Origin of the sequence: Candidatus Methanocrinis alkalitolerans, assembly GCF_029167205.1 — an archaeon.
Classification (GTDB): domain Archaea; phylum Halobacteriota; class Methanosarcinia; order Methanotrichales; family Methanotrichaceae; genus Methanocrinis; species Methanocrinis alkalitolerans.
In genome coordinates this window covers 1-12915 of sequence record NZ_JARFPL010000005.1, presented here as the reverse complement: position 1 = coordinate 12915, position 12915 = coordinate 1, and the positions used below count along the sequence as shown (strand labels likewise).

14 protein-coding genes and 1 tRNA gene are annotated in these 12915 nt (G+C 56.8%); 4 read left to right on the top strand and 11 right to left on the bottom strand.

Annotated elements, in window-relative coordinates:
- Positions 1-119 precede the first annotated feature (119 nt).
- From P0O24_RS02260 to P0O24_RS02215, 10 genes are all read right to left on the bottom strand, one after another.
- A complete protein-coding gene (locus tag P0O24_RS02260; RefSeq protein ID WP_316968114.1) occupies positions 120-419 on the bottom strand; it encodes a hypothetical protein in 300 nt (99 codons plus the stop codon).
- Positions 420-567: 148 nt separating this feature from the next.
- Positions 568-789 (bottom strand): type II toxin-antitoxin system HicA family toxin, encoded by a 222-nt coding sequence (locus P0O24_RS02255; RefSeq protein WP_316968113.1) that lies wholly within the window; start codon positions 787-789, stop codon positions 568-570.
- Positions 790-793: 4 nt separating this feature from the next.
- Positions 794-1045, bottom strand: coding sequence for a type II toxin-antitoxin system HicB family antitoxin (locus P0O24_RS02250; protein WP_316968112.1), 252 nt, complete (start codon positions 1043-1045; stop codon positions 794-796).
- Positions 1046-1124: 79 nt separating this feature from the next.
- The gene (locus tag P0O24_RS02245; protein WP_316968111.1) at positions 1125-2060 is read right to left on the bottom strand and encodes an ATP-grasp domain-containing protein; all 936 of its coding nucleotides are present in this window, start codon (positions 2058-2060) and stop codon (positions 1125-1127) included.
- Positions 2061-2092: 32 nt separating this feature from the next.
- Entirely contained in the window at positions 2093-3514 is a 1422-nt protein-coding gene (gene proS / locus P0O24_RS02240; protein ID WP_316968110.1) for a proline--tRNA ligase, read from the bottom strand.
- The gene (locus P0O24_RS02235; RefSeq protein WP_316968109.1) at positions 3511-4134 is read right to left on the bottom strand and encodes a stage II sporulation protein M; all 624 of its coding nucleotides are present in this window, start codon (positions 4132-4134) and stop codon (positions 3511-3513) included. Before P0O24_RS02235 ends, proS begins: the two co-directional genes overlap by 4 nt.
- Before the next feature lie 100 nt (positions 4135-4234).
- Positions 4235-4852 (bottom strand): LysE family transporter, encoded by a 618-nt coding sequence (locus P0O24_RS02230; protein ID WP_316968108.1) that lies wholly within the window; start codon positions 4850-4852, stop codon positions 4235-4237.
- 98 nt (positions 4853-4950) lie between these two features.
- Positions 4951-5022: transfer RNA gene (locus P0O24_RS02225), tRNA-Ala, on the bottom strand.
- Between the two features lie 85 nt (positions 5023-5107).
- Complete coding sequence (locus P0O24_RS02220; RefSeq protein WP_316968189.1) at positions 5108-5833, bottom strand: glycosyltransferase; 726 nt, start codon at positions 5831-5833, stop codon at positions 5108-5110.
- Positions 5760-6647, bottom strand: coding sequence for a UbiA prenyltransferase family protein (locus tag P0O24_RS02215; RefSeq protein ID WP_316968107.1), 888 nt, complete (start codon positions 6645-6647; stop codon positions 5760-5762). Before P0O24_RS02215 ends, P0O24_RS02220 begins: the two co-directional genes overlap by 74 nt.
- Before the next feature lie 190 nt (positions 6648-6837).
- On the opposite strand from P0O24_RS02215, the gene P0O24_RS02210 reads away from it, so the two are divergent.
- Both P0O24_RS02210 and P0O24_RS02205 read left to right on the top strand, forming a co-directional pair.
- The gene (locus P0O24_RS02210; protein ID WP_316968106.1) at positions 6838-7338 is read left to right on the top strand and encodes a hypothetical protein; all 501 of its coding nucleotides are present in this window, start codon (positions 6838-6840) and stop codon (positions 7336-7338) included.
- A gap of 459 nt (positions 7339-7797) precedes the next feature.
- Positions 7798-8127 (top strand): DUF5320 domain-containing protein, encoded by a 330-nt coding sequence (locus tag P0O24_RS02205; RefSeq protein ID WP_316968105.1) that lies wholly within the window; start codon positions 7798-7800, stop codon positions 8125-8127.
- A 63-nt stretch (positions 8128-8190) separates the two neighbouring features.
- On the opposite strand, the gene P0O24_RS02200 is transcribed toward P0O24_RS02205, so the two are convergent.
- Positions 8191-9714, bottom strand: a complete 1524-nt coding sequence (locus tag P0O24_RS02200) for a cobyric acid synthase (protein WP_316968104.1) — start codon at positions 9712-9714, stop codon at positions 8191-8193.
- Positions 9715-10048: 334 nt separating this feature from the next.
- On the opposite strand from P0O24_RS02200, the gene P0O24_RS02195 reads away from it, so the two are divergent.
- Both P0O24_RS02195 and P0O24_RS02190 read left to right on the top strand, forming a co-directional pair.
- A complete protein-coding gene (locus P0O24_RS02195; RefSeq protein WP_316968103.1) occupies positions 10049-10972 on the top strand; it encodes a hypothetical protein in 924 nt (307 codons plus the stop codon).
- 103 nt (positions 10973-11075) lie between these two features.
- A complete protein-coding gene (locus tag P0O24_RS02190; RefSeq protein ID WP_316968102.1) occupies positions 11076-12626 on the top strand; it encodes a hypothetical protein in 1551 nt (516 codons plus the stop codon).
- Positions 12627-12915: the final 289 nt, after the last annotated feature.

Here is a 12915-nt window from a genome sequence, read left to right as displayed (position 1 = left end):
CTAGCAAGGCGACAAAATCGAGCCAGAAAGTCCGCGATTACCATAGAGACTTTGAGAATTGGCCTGGCCCACCAGCATCATCATCGGCCCGAAGATAGCCCTCCTCCTACAGTTCCAGCTCACCCTTCCGAAACTCGCATTCTCCCTCCACCCTCACCCTCTCCGGCAGCGTCGAGACCCGCGCCCTCAGGATAAGGTCCGCCAGCACCTCCGCGCATCACCCTCGCGATCCCCACGATGGAGGTGGTGAGCAGGGGGTTCCCGTACACCACCCGGGGGAGGTCGCCAACGACGAGGTCGATCCCGGCGCGGTCAGAAAGGCCCAGGGGGCGAAATGCGCCCAGTGAGCACCGCGAGATGGCGCCGTGATTTCGGCCGAGGCGAGCCCAGCAGACCGACGCCTGGGGCGGCGCCGCCATCTCCAGGCGCTAAAGCCCCGGCTATTGGCACCAGCCATCCTTTTGCAGAGAAGATTTATATTCTGAAAACACCTGTCGGATGGTATCGGTCACTATAACTGCTGATATATCCATCGACTCTTCTGCATTAGATTCAGCAGGAGTATCGCTAGACTGATAGCCAATCCTCTCTGCTGATCTCCCCCTGCCTCAGGATCTTCTTTAATAGATCAACGCTGATGTCGCCTCTATGCGGATTTGGAACCATTAACCTGGTAGATCCCTTCAGCATGATGGGATGGGGACCTCTCCCTGAATAGGGACCCTCAAATCCCAGGGCGTGCAACCGCCTGATCAACTCATTCCATGAGACTGGAGAAAGCCGAGACATGGTCCTAAGCTTCTACCGGCGCCTCTGGCACTTCGATCTTGTGCCCTTCGATGGCTGGTATAGGAAGATCAAACCGCAGGCTGAAAGCTATCCAGTCCTCTATCGCAAGCCTCAAGTTCTCTCGGCACTCAACCTCAGATTTGCCGGCCGCCCATACGCCAACAAGCTCCGGGACCTCGCCGTAGTAGGGCTCCTCATCATCGATCATCTCGAAGATCGCCCTGGACAAAGCCGCCTGGATGTACTCGCAGAACATATCGAAGCATCATTTGATCGTCTTGAGATATAAATCAGCTCTCATTGGACAGCAAGTTCAGAGGACCAGATCGGCGGATCTACTCCACCATTGTACCCGGCACCCCCTTCCGAAACTCGCAACTCCCCTCCACCGTCACCCTCTCCGGCAAGCTTGCAAACCTCGCCCGCAAGATCAGATCCGCCAGCTCTTCTCGCATCACCTTGGATATTCCCACGATGGAGGTGGTGGGCCGGGGGTTGACGTCCACCACCCGGGGGAGGTCGCCGACGACGAGGTCGATCCCGGCGTAGCCTCGAAGATCGAGGGCCAAAGCCGCCATCCTCGCCACTTTCAGGATCTCCTCCTCCCGGTCCGAATGGTAGGGGACGATCCCGCCCTGGTACTCGAAACCCGCCTCGACACAGACAAGCTGCTTGTTGACCGTCAGGGGGAGGACCCGGTCGCCGGAGGCGACGAGGCTGACGCTGAGGGGCTCGCCCCGGTGGAACGTGGTCGCGATTCTGTCGCCCAGCTCTTCCGGGAGCTCGTCGACGAGCTCCATCCTCTCGGAGCCGCACCCGAACCGGGGCTTCAGGACGAAGGGGCCATCGCCGGGGTCGTCGGGATTCTCAGGGTCGACCGCCTCGACGACGGGAACGCCCGCACCCTCCAGCAAACGGGTGCAGGCGAGCTTGTCGGCCGATAAAAGAGCGGCCTTCGGGGAGGTGCCGAGGTTTGTGGTGCCGCTTTCCTCAAGGGTCTTCAGAAAGCCGGGGAGAATCTCGTCGGGGGCGATGACGAGGCCGGCATCGGTGTCCGTCCCGGCGAGGAGATCTTCGAATGCCCGATCGCTTCCGCCGCCAAGGCGGATCGCCCGTCCGGCGCCGATGACCGGCCCCGCCGTCGGGTAGACGACCTCGTGGCCGAGCCGCTCAAAGCTCTTCGTGAGGGTGGAGAGCATCGCCCTCCCCTCCACCTCGTAGGTCCCAGGCATGCCCGTGGCGACGGCGTACTCGGCGATCAGAACCTTCATGATCTCCTCGGATTCGGATCTCTGGTTTATCTCTAGTACTGCCTGGCGAGAAGGGCGCACTTCTCGGTCTTCGCGCCGCAGATGACGCAGCTTCCCTGGTAGGTCTCTTCAGAGCGCCAAGGCTCACCGAGGACGGCCGCGCCGACCTCGTCCTCGATCGCATGGCCGCAATCCTCCAAGCCGCACCATCCTACCCGGGCGACGCCAGCCTGCGTCTGCTCTTTCGCCTCCTCTACCGTCTCGCAGTCCTTCACCCTGCTCTCCTGGAAGGCCTGGGCCCGGGCGAGCATCACCTCGTGGAGGTCGGCGGCTTCGTTCAGGATCGTCGTCTGGAGATCGTCCAGGGAGACGGTCAGCTTTTTGCCGTCCCGCCGTGCCAGGACCGCAACCCCGTTCTTGATGTCCCTGGGACCGATCTCGATCCTGATGGGGACCCCCTTCATCTCCCACCTGTAGAACTTGGCGCCGGGCCGCTCGTCGCCCTCGTCGATCTCGACCCTGATGCCGGCTGCCGCGAGCTTGGCTTTTATATCCCGGCAGACCTCTAGCGTCGCCTCCTTCTCCTTGAAGAGGATGGGGACGATGACCACCTGGACCGGGGCGACCGACCAGGGGAGGACGAGCCCCTTATCGTCGCCGTGGACCGATATTAGCGCAGCGATGCACCTCTCGGAGACGCCGTAGCAGGTCTGGTTAACAAACTCTTGCTCTCCGGCCTCGTTCTCGAAGGTGATGTCGTAGGTGGTGGCGAAGTTCGTTCCCAGGAGGTGGGCGGTCCCGATCTGAAGCGTCCTTCCGTCGGGCATCACCGTGTCCAAGGCGATAGAGTAGTCCGAGCCGGGGAACTTGTCCCAGGAGGGCCTCTTGGCGAAGAGGAAGGGGATGGCGAGGCGGCGGTAGAACTCGGCGTAGATGGTGAGGGCCGCCTCCACCTGCTCGGCCGCCTCCTCCCAGGATGCGTGGACGGTGTGGGCCTCCTTGAAAGAGGTGATCTCCCGCAGCCTTATGAGGGGGCGGGTGTGCTTCGTCTCATACCGGAAGGTGTTGACGATCTGGTAGATCTTGAGGGGAAGGTCGGCGTGGCTCCTCACCCAGAGCTTGAAGATGGGGTAGATCGCCGTCTCGCTCGTCGGCCTGAGGGCGAGCTTGATGTCGAGGGGGCTCGTCCCGCCGTGGGTCACCCAGTAGACCTCGTCCTCGAAGCCCTTGATGTGTTCTGCCTCCTTCATGAACTCCGTCTCGGGGATCAGTAGGGGAAACTGGGTCTCCTGGTGGTCGGGGTCCAGGAGGACCCTCATCAGGTCGTAGACGTTCCTTTTCAGGGCGAAGCCCGAGGGGTACCAGACGCACATCCCCTTGACGGGGTACCGCACGTCTATGATCTGCCCCGCCTTCAATAGCTCGTGATACCATTCGCTGAAATTCTCTTTGCTGGGTAGCTTGGACTCGGTCATTCCATCACCGATAAAGGTTGAAGATCCGCTGCTGGCTGGATGAAAGGTTGGACGAGGACAGGGGTTATGAAGGTCTCGATCGCCGCCGCGATGAAGAGGAGGAGAACGACCCACCTGAGGAGGCGCAACGCAGCCCTCAATTCCCCCTCAAGGTCGCCGTCCCTGCCGAGCAAGGTCAGAATCATCAGGTGGCCGAGCCGGAAGCCCACAGCTATGCAGACGAGGACGGTGGGCAGCTCTATGATGCCGTGGGGGAGGATCGCGACGATAACAAAGGCCGCCCCGCCAGCCAGGACCGCCTGATGGACTACGAGCCCCACCACCAGGCCGTTGACGACGACGACGATGAAAGGAACGATCCCAAAGCCGACCCCCAGGAGGAGGGCCATCGAGGATGCCAAGAGGTTATTTGCAAATATCGCCACCATCATCTTTGCGGGGCTCAGCTCCAGGATCCAACGGAGCTTCTCCGCGACGTCTCCGACGTAGGCCGACGCCAGATCAGGCTGGAAGATCGATATTACGAACCCGAGGATCGCCGCGGCCAAGAATAGGAAGACTGAGAGGAGTATGTAGGGGCGGATGGACCTGATGTACGTGACGTCTTCTTTCCAGTTCAAGGGAGACCACCTCCTCCCTCACCCTCCGACATCGTATAAGATTCTGGCGATTTTTCCGGAAGGACCACCTGATGGAAAAGGGTGTCTAGATCTGAGCCGCTCAGCCAGTCCAGGCGCCAGAAAGGTAGCTGGCGCCGAAGATGACGAGGAAGGCTCCACAGAGACCGAGGGTCCTCCTGTAGTTCTCCTCGGATAGGAGGGTCCTTCCCCGGTCCAGGCTCGTCGAGACGAAGGTGTACCAGCCGAAGTCAGCGCCCCAGTGGCCTATCATGAAGATCATGGCGAGGATGAGCCCCTCCCGGAGCTCCGCCAGGACCAGGGCGGAGCCGATGGACAGCCACCATATCCAGAAGTAAGGGTTGGCTACGCTGGTGAGTGCTCCTGCAATGTAGGGGTTTGAGGTCGCGTCCTTTGAGGAGGTCTTCATGGTGGCGGTTCTGCTCCCCTTCAAAGTCAGAAGGCCAAAGAGGATCAGGGCCGTCCCGCCGACGGCAGCTACGATGGCGGTATGCTCTTCTGCCAGCGCCGCGAGCCCCACCACAATGAGGAGGAAGACCACCACCTCGGCGAGGGCGTGGCCCGCCGCCACCTTCGGCCCCACCGTCCACCCCCGCTGGAGGGACGAATTTATGGTGGCGACGAGGGTAGGCCCTGGAGCCAGAGCGCCGGTGAGGCCGATGGTGAACGCCAAGATGAGGGTCTCGATAGCCCCAAGCATATCAATCTCCCAATGATCGTATCGTATCTGAACCTTTCCATCCGGGTGGGGATGGATAGAAAAAAAGACGTCCGGGTTTTTCGTCGAGATGAACCCCATGGACCGGTCGGGATTTGAACCCGAGGCCTCTACCATGCCAAGGTAGCGATCTACCCCTGATCTACCGGCCCTCTGGGCGGGGCATACGCAGACCTATTTCATAAAGATATCGGTCTTCCTCCTCCGACGCTAAGGGCGCGAATCGGGGCCGGAGGTTCACTTCTTCAGGGTGGACTGAACCGTCTCCACCGCCGATACGACGTTCCTACCCCAGCGGATCCCGTTGAGGACGTCTTTGACCGTCATCTTCTCCACCTTCGGGTAGTAGAGGAGCTTATCGTAATCCTTCGTTACGGTGTAGTTGTAATGGCCGTAGGCGACGGTCACCCCGTATGTGAGGAGCTTTTGGGCCCTCCGGGACGAGGTGTAGACAGCCTGTTTCGGGTCGTAGACGGCGTCCGCCCCGATCTTGAAGAGCTTCACCGAGAGGTCGTAGTCGTCCAGGAGGGATATGTCCCTGTGCCCTCCCGTCCGCCGGTACGTCTCCCTCCTCATGGCCATATTGGAGCCGATCATGTAGCAGAAATTGAAGGCTTTGAGAAGCTTGTAGGAGCTTCGGACCGCCGTCAGAATCTCGGTTCTGAGGTCTTTATCCTGGAATATCACAGGACCGGTGCTGGCATCGTGCCTCTCCAGGTTTCGACTTATGACCTCAAGCCATCCCCGTGGAAAATCGGTGTCTGCGTCGGTGAAGGCGAGGATGCCGCCGGATGCCGCCTCCGCACCGTCCCTCCTGGCACCTCCTATGCCTGGGTGGATCTGGACGATAACCTTGTCAGCGTACTCCTCCGCGATCTCTATGGTTCCGTCATCTGAACCCCCATCGACTACCACGATCTCGTAGTTCTCTCTTCCCAGGGATTGGCTCAGAAGGGACCTCAGGGTCGCCTCTATCTGCTCCCCCTCGTTCAGCGCAGGGACGATGACTGATATCATTCAACATACCTCTGACCGAATAGGCCGGATAGGCCACGAGATAAAGTGCCGACGCCGCTGTCACAGCCAACGAAAGCTGATAGATCCGGGCGGCGGCGAAGGCGAATACCAGGGACAGGGCGGCGAGCCCCCCCAGCATCAAGAGGCCGTTCATCACCCCGATCCTCGTCACTGTGGTGGTCGTCGACCCCAGGTCCTCCGCATAATCCACTATCTGATGGGCTATCAGGGCTTCGCAGCCGACTATAAAGAAGAGGAGAGATATCAATATTATCCCTCTGGTGATGTCGCCTCCAGAGAGGAGATATCCAGAGAGGAAGGGGAGCGCTCCGAACATCAGGCCGTGGCTGACCCCATCCCACAGGTACCGTTCCTTCAGCCTTATGCGCCTCTCTGAATAGGCGGTCAATACCAAGAGGTTGATGACGACGAACGCCGCGCCCAATCTGTCCAGGCGGATGGAGAGGATCAAGGGGGTCAAGATGAGGGCGATCATGAGCAGCAGAACACCCCTCTCGCTGACCTTTCCCGCAGCCAGGGGGTTTGTTCCGGACTCCATCTTCCGGCGGTGTAGCCTGTCGATATCGGCATCGAAGTAGTTGTTGACGACGAAGGCATAGCTTATGATGCAGGTATAAGCGACCAAGACCAGCATGATCTCATATCGCCCGCCTTCGGCCAAATAGGCCCCAGCCAGCGGAAATAGCGGATAGAACTTGATCCAGTCTCTGATGCGAAGCATCCTCAGGTAATCGATCATCCTTTCTCTCTCCCCGGTTGAGGTAACGGCATTCCTGTCAACCCTTATCTACCTTTTCGGCTCCGGCCACGTCGGCAGGATGGGCGCTTTCACCTTTATTGGGGTCGGTCCAGACGAACCGCATCGTAATGATCTGATCTTCACGGACCGCTCGGCTAAAATAGCTTAGAGACCATGAGATACTGCTATCATGAGATCGTCGTATATTCTTCTCGCCTTTTCTCTGATCTTCACCGCCGCCGCCCAAGAAGACGGCGAGGGCGAGGACTATCTGGGAGTCATCGAACCTTCTGGATTCATCGAACCTTCTGGATTCATCGCCGGAGCCAACTATTCCGAGTACGGTTCGGCCTTCGAAGAGCTCATGGCCGGCCCCCCTGAGCAGAACCTCTCGTCCTATCCAGACTACCTGGTGGAGTTTCTGGAGGAGGAAAGGGAGCTGCCTTCTGCAAATTACAGCCTCTACTCCCCCGCCTTCGAGGAGTTCATGAACCTGAGCAACAGGAGCAGCCTGAACCTCTCGTCCTACCCGGAGTATCTGGTCCAGTATTTGAACCGCAGTCCTGACGCCCTGAGAGCAGATTACGCTCTGCGCCCTCCGACCTTCGAGGAGTTCATGAACCTGAGCAACAGGAGCAGCCTGGACCCCTCTTCCTACCCGAGATATCTCAGATGGTTCTTGGGCCGATAGCGGGATGGAACGGCTGCGAGCCAAAGGTGGGCACTGACCCGGCGAAAGATGAGGATTTCGCCTCCATTTGGCGAGATCGTCGTCCTTCTTCCTTCAGGCGTTTGGTCTCTGGGTAGATCGGGTCTGCCCGAGGGCTTAACTTCAGAGATCAGATCCGGCAAAGATCCTCTTCTGCCCCGGCCATCTAGCGCTCCAGAAGGCTTTTTGGGATGCACCCCTTGACAAGCTGCCTCTTAACGCTGCAGTTAGGGAAGGTTTGCCGAGGCTCAATCGCCGGCCTCTGCCCGCGACGTCTGGCACTCCCCGAACCTTTGAATCAGCCGCGTCGAGGATTCAGCTGAGGTTTGCCGAGTTTTCTCAGAAATGTTTATATATTAGATCTCATAAGGGATTTATTAGACGGTGCGCACAGGAGACGACCGCGATCGTCCTGAGATTACAGTATGAGGTGAACGAGATATGCCTGGTGGAGATGGAACCGGCCCTGCTGGATTCGGACCTAGAAGCGGCAGAGGAATGGGATACTGTTCGGGGTTTAATGCCCCTGGATACTTCAATGGGGGCTATTGCAGGCCTTTTGGCGGAGGTGGCGGGCGAGGCCGGGGAGGAGGAAGAGGAAGATGCCTTCGCTTCTGGCCCTCCTGGACAGGTGCCAGCTTTGGGCCCTATCAGAGAGCTGCTCCTTCCGCGGAGGTGGAGATGGCAGATCTGGAGGGGATGGCCGAGGGCCTCGAAGCTCAGCTGAAGAGCATAAAGGCCAGGATGGATGAGTTGAAGTCCGAGAAGTGACCCCTCCTGGCAACCCTCCTTTTTCCTTTTCAAAATTCTTTTGCTCAGTTATTCCGCTTCTGATTATTTTATTTGTGATTCGACTTGGTACCGCGACGTTTCTGGTTCGAGATCGATCATGCTCCATATCATCCCCATCTCCAGATACTTCTCGGCTGCCTTCGCCAGCTCATCGTACCCATCTCCCGCCAAAGCCGACCTCCGGGGCAGGTTCTTTCTACTGTATAGGTGATCCAGGAAGGCGTCCCTGAAGTTTCTGTTCTCGAAGATCCCGTGGAGGTAGGTTCCCATTACGAGCCCATCACCGCCTACGCCGCCGTCGTCCCCGAAGGCCGGAGGGTCCAGACTGGTGGTGACGCCCATATGGATCTCGTAACCAGAGACCATCTCTCCCTTTATCGGGCCCAGGATCGGGCCGTCCCCGGTCACCGTCTTCTCCGTCTGGACGGTCCTCTTCTCGTACCGGTCGAAGCGGGTCTTTGCATTCAGGAGACCGAGACCGGGGACGACAGAGTCTCCGTCCTCGATCCCCCGATCGACGATCTCCCGCCCCAGGATCTGGTAGCCGCCGCAGATCCCCAGGATCGGAACGCCCTCGTCCCGGAGGGCGAGGATCTCACGGTCGGCCCCCTTGCGTCTCAGCTCCAGAAGGTCTGCGACGGTGTTCTTCGTCCCGGGGATGATTACGGCGTCGGGCCTTCCCAGGGGCTGGCCCGGGGTGACGTACCGGAGGTTCGCCTCCCTCTCCAGGGGTTCAAAGTCGGTGAAGTTCGATATCCTCGAAAGCCTTATGACTGCTATATCGACGGACTCAGACCCGCCAGCGTCCTCCCGGTTGGCCCCCGCCCTTCCGCCGCCCTTCTTGTCCCCCAGGGAGACGGAGTCCTCGGATGGCAGGTCGAGGTCGAGGTAGGGCATCACCCCCAGGACGGGAACGCCCGTCAGATCCTCCAGCATCGCCAGGCCCGGCTCCAGGATGGCAGGATCGCCCCGGAACTTGTTGATGACCAGGCCCGAGACGAGGGGCCTGATATCCGCAGGCAAAAGCGCCACCGTCCCGTAGAGGCTCGCGAAGACCCCGCCCCTCTCGATATCCCCCACCAGGATGATGGGGGCGGCGAGCTTTCTTGCGACGTAGATGTTGGCGATGTCCCGGTCGTAGAGGTTGATCTCGGCCCCTCCGCCAGCCCCCTCGACGACGATGTAGTCGTACTCCCCCGACAGCTCCTCGATCGCCCGGTCGACGACGGACTTCATCCCCTCGATCCCCCGGTAGTACTCCTCGGCGGACATGTCGGCTAAGGGCTTTCCAAAGACGATCACCTGGCTCGTCCGGTCCCCCTTCGGCTTCAGGAGGATAGGGTTCATCACTTCCTTCGGCTCGACCCCCGCCGCCCAGGCCTGGACCGCCTGGGCGATCCCCATCTCCTTGCCATCGGAGGTGACCCAGGAGTTGAGGGACATGTTCTGGGACTTGAAGGGGGCTACTTTGAGGCCCCGGTTTCGAAGGATCCTGCAGAGGGCGGCGACGACGGTGCTCTTTCCGGAGTGGGAGGTGGTGCCCAGGACCACGATGAATCTAGTCATGTCGTTTCGGGGAGGGGCGGGCAAGTTTATTTGTCTTTTGGAAGGAGGGGTTGGATGGATGGAAAATTTTGTATGTATTGTTTCACTTCGACATATATAATAACTAAAAGATTATTGAAATTAAACCGTATATATCAAAAAATATTTCGTAATATCCTAGCAAACCTGTCCCAGAAAAGAGATTATTAATAGGTTCTAATAGGCTCCTCAGATACGAATAGTCTTAGAATAGTATTTGAGCACGAAGCCCGATCGCATGAATTTCGGCTGAGAAATATAAAAATTATTTTGTAAATTACTATATAATCTAATACTTGAAGAGATAATTTAAAATATGATAAAAGACGATATACACCTCATGGTCGAAATACCTGACGAAATCAACATTATGCGGCCGCTCAATCCTCCTATTGGAGTCGCTGCTATTCCGCCAATGCCCGATGGTATCCGGAAAACAGGATCGGGCATCAACGAGCTGGATACAGATCCGGGCAGGATGAAAGTGTATGATGTCGACGACGTGATGGACTATCTGGAGACCCTCAAGTATGGAACCTATATAAAAATATACCACGACTGTGAAGATAGAGCCTTCTGGGGGATGGCCCACGCCCGTCATAGATTCCCCGGCTTGCCCATAGGCGTTGCAAGTGGCGAAGCCGTCGAGGGACCCATCGCTGACCTTCCAGACAAACGCCATGCTGTGATCGTTCTGTGGTATCAAGGTGAAAGAGAGATCGAGCCCGTATTCTGGGATCCGCTGCCTGAGCATCAGGGGACCGTCGAATTCAGAAATGTCAGGTCGATCATTGCATTTCCCATCGGACGCGGCCCCTATACCCCCAGGCCTCTTGGCGGCTTTACACCATTGAACAACCAAGCTCTGATATTTGACGAGAGGAGAATTATATATCGTAAGAGTGACGTATTGAGCTATCTCAATAATGAGATGTATGAGAGCGGAGATCATAGATGTGCCGAGGACCATACAACTCCGTATACGTTATCTCTGCGAAGGATGTGGCGACATTACGACGCCGCCCTATGGGCGTTTGTTCATGTCAGGCGAGCTTTTGTAGGCGGTCCCATCGGTGTGGCGATCAGAGATCCTACTCCGGGTGAAGCGTCAGACACCTCCATAATCCTCTGGCATAAGAAGGACGAATCCAAAGAAGGGAACGATCTCGGATACGCCTACTGGGATCCCATCAGGAAGGAGGAGATGGCCGGGTTCAAACCTAAAATTATTTTCGTTTGATTTTTGGGGATTTTGAACTGGTGGAGATGAGGGGGTCTGACGTTTACGGATTATAGGCAGATCTCCTTCAGTTGAAGGTGAGGATGAAGCTTGGTGGGGAGGGATGTTTATCAGACTGACCATTTCGATAATTGTGCTGGCAGTGGCATTGTGCGTTACATCTTCCGCAGTAACCGTAGTGAGCACATTTGAATGCAAGACTACCGCTGATAATGGAACGATGTCTCATTACAGCTACCTTAAAGAGCCGAAGGTGCAGAAGAACGGCTATACCATCGGATATAAGACGGGATCGATTAACTACTTCTTCGACGGAAATATTAACTTCAGTAACAAGATGACCTATTATGACGGGCAGATAGAACCCGGTTTTGAGGAAGGGGACGACACCAACTCCTCTGTTCGCCATATCCAGATGGTCAACTTTTCGGGTAAAAGAGGGATCTCGGAGTTCTACGCCCAGGGCTTCTTCCCCAGCAATAGGGCGCTGTCCGCCGGGAAGAAGATACGGTTTGAGAACCTCACCTCAATAGAGTATAAACCCGTAACCAGATCCACGGCTATAGTAGACTTCTCCCGTGATAGAACACAATACATCGGGAAGAATCCAAAACGACCCGATAGCTTGGCCTCCGTGAAGTACGAAACACCAAACAAAACTGCCTCTGAAGACCCGTTTTTGCGCAATTATGGTGCCTCCCGCATCCTCGCTTATGCAGATGTGGGCATGGGACCCTCAAGCAGAACCGGAAGCGATGGCGACTATGACTTCAAATACCAAGCCGCCGTAGAAAATGGAGTTATCGAGATACGCGACTCGACCGGATGGACAAATGAGACCGGAGCCAGGAGAATAGACTGGGATCAAGACGCCATAATGAGGGGTAGCTTCAACATAACGAATAACCTCTATGCTGAGGACCTCTTCTTCCCGGGGGCCGGCCTCAATGACGATTGGCTCCCCTGCTGCTTCGACGGCACCAGACCGCCGATACAGAACCGGAAGTATCCTGGCGTGCTATCTCCTGAGAAGTTGCTCCCGCAATACTCCAGAGACCGGACAGGGGCAAACATCAGCATCAACTGCACCCCAGATAACTGCACAGGGTTCGAATGCATCTTCACCTATGCCAAAGGCGAAGGCTCGATATTTAGCGTGCCCAAGAGGAAGCTACCCACTCCAGAGGTCAGCAGGCTATATGCTTCGAAGGTCATCCTTGAAGTAAATGACATTGAAATGAAACCAGGAATACGTCCGACGGTAAACAACAGCGACACTGTGACATATGAGATCCGAGTCGAGCATAACGATAGGGACATGCTGGTGAGGGACATTGCAGTGACTGACATCCTCCCCCGTGATATGATCTACGTTAACGACAGTGCACGGCTGAAGTACGAGACAACCGATGGAGAAAAGGAGCTAAAATTCCCGCCGAAGCCAGGTGTTGATAAAGGAACTCTGACCTGGTACTTCAACGAAACCAACGATCCAAATCTCATGGAGCTAAGAAACGGATTCTCTGTGTTTATCGACCTGAAGGTTATTGTAGGATCAGTAGATGCAGCTTTCGCAAACGAGGTCAAAGCTAGCGGGATCTCTGGAAATAAGACGTTTGAATCTGGAGTGGTCAGAGTGTCGACGACGAGATGAGATCCCCCGAGGAGACGAATCTGAGGATTCGACGCGGAAATGTAGGAATCCTCAGATTTTTTTAAAAAGAAAGCGAACAACATCTGGCCTCACAGATCATCCCATCTGAAAATCGAGTGTCTTAAACCAACCTCGCCGTTAAGGAGACTTATGGCCATCTTGCCCACATTCCGCACCTTCAGTTCAGCCCGTAGTAATTTTCGCATTCTGGCCCCAACAGCCTCAGAATGACAATCTGCGATTCGCTAAGATGCACGATGACTTTGACAATTTTTCCTCGATCAACTAC

Bases quoted from the DNA above. Each gene is read 5' to 3' on its own strand.
- P0O24_RS02260 (WP_316968114.1), bottom strand. From the start codon at position 419: ATGGCGGCGCCGCCCCAGGCGTCGGTCTGCTGGGCTCGCCTCGGCCGA.
- P0O24_RS02230 (WP_316968108.1), bottom strand. From the start codon at position 4,852: ATGCTTGGGGCTATCGAGACCCTCATCTTGGCGTTCACCATCGGCCTC.
- P0O24_RS02250 (WP_316968112.1), bottom strand. From the start codon at position 1,045: ATGTTCTGCGAGTACATCCAGGCGGCTTTGTCCAGGGCGATCTTCGAG.
- P0O24_RS02210 (WP_316968106.1), top strand. From the start codon at position 6,838: ATGAGATCGTCGTATATTCTTCTCGCCTTTTCTCTGATCTTCACCGCC.
- P0O24_RS02245 (WP_316968111.1), bottom strand. From the start codon at position 2,060: ATGAAGGTTCTGATCGCCGAGTACGCCGTCGCCACGGGCATGCCTGGG.
- proS (WP_316968110.1), bottom strand. From the start codon at position 3,514: ATGACCGAGTCCAAGCTACCCAGCAAAGAGAATTTCAGCGAATGGTAT.
- P0O24_RS02215 (WP_316968107.1), bottom strand. From the start codon at position 6,647: ATGATCGATTACCTGAGGATGCTTCGCATCAGAGACTGGATCAAGTTC.
- P0O24_RS02200 (WP_316968104.1), bottom strand. From the start codon at position 9,714: ATGACTAGATTCATCGTGGTCCTGGGCACCACCTCCCACTCCGGAAAG.
- P0O24_RS02190 (WP_316968102.1), top strand. From the start codon at position 11,076: ATGTTTATCAGACTGACCATTTCGATAATTGTGCTGGCAGTGGCATTG.
- P0O24_RS02195 (WP_316968103.1), top strand. From the start codon at position 10,049: ATGATAAAAGACGATATACACCTCATGGTCGAAATACCTGACGAAATC.
- P0O24_RS02205 (WP_316968105.1), top strand. From the start codon at position 7,798: ATGCCTGGTGGAGATGGAACCGGCCCTGCTGGATTCGGACCTAGAAGC.
- P0O24_RS02255 (WP_316968113.1), bottom strand. From the start codon at position 789: ATGTCTCGGCTTTCTCCAGTCTCATGGAATGAGTTGATCAGGCGGTTG.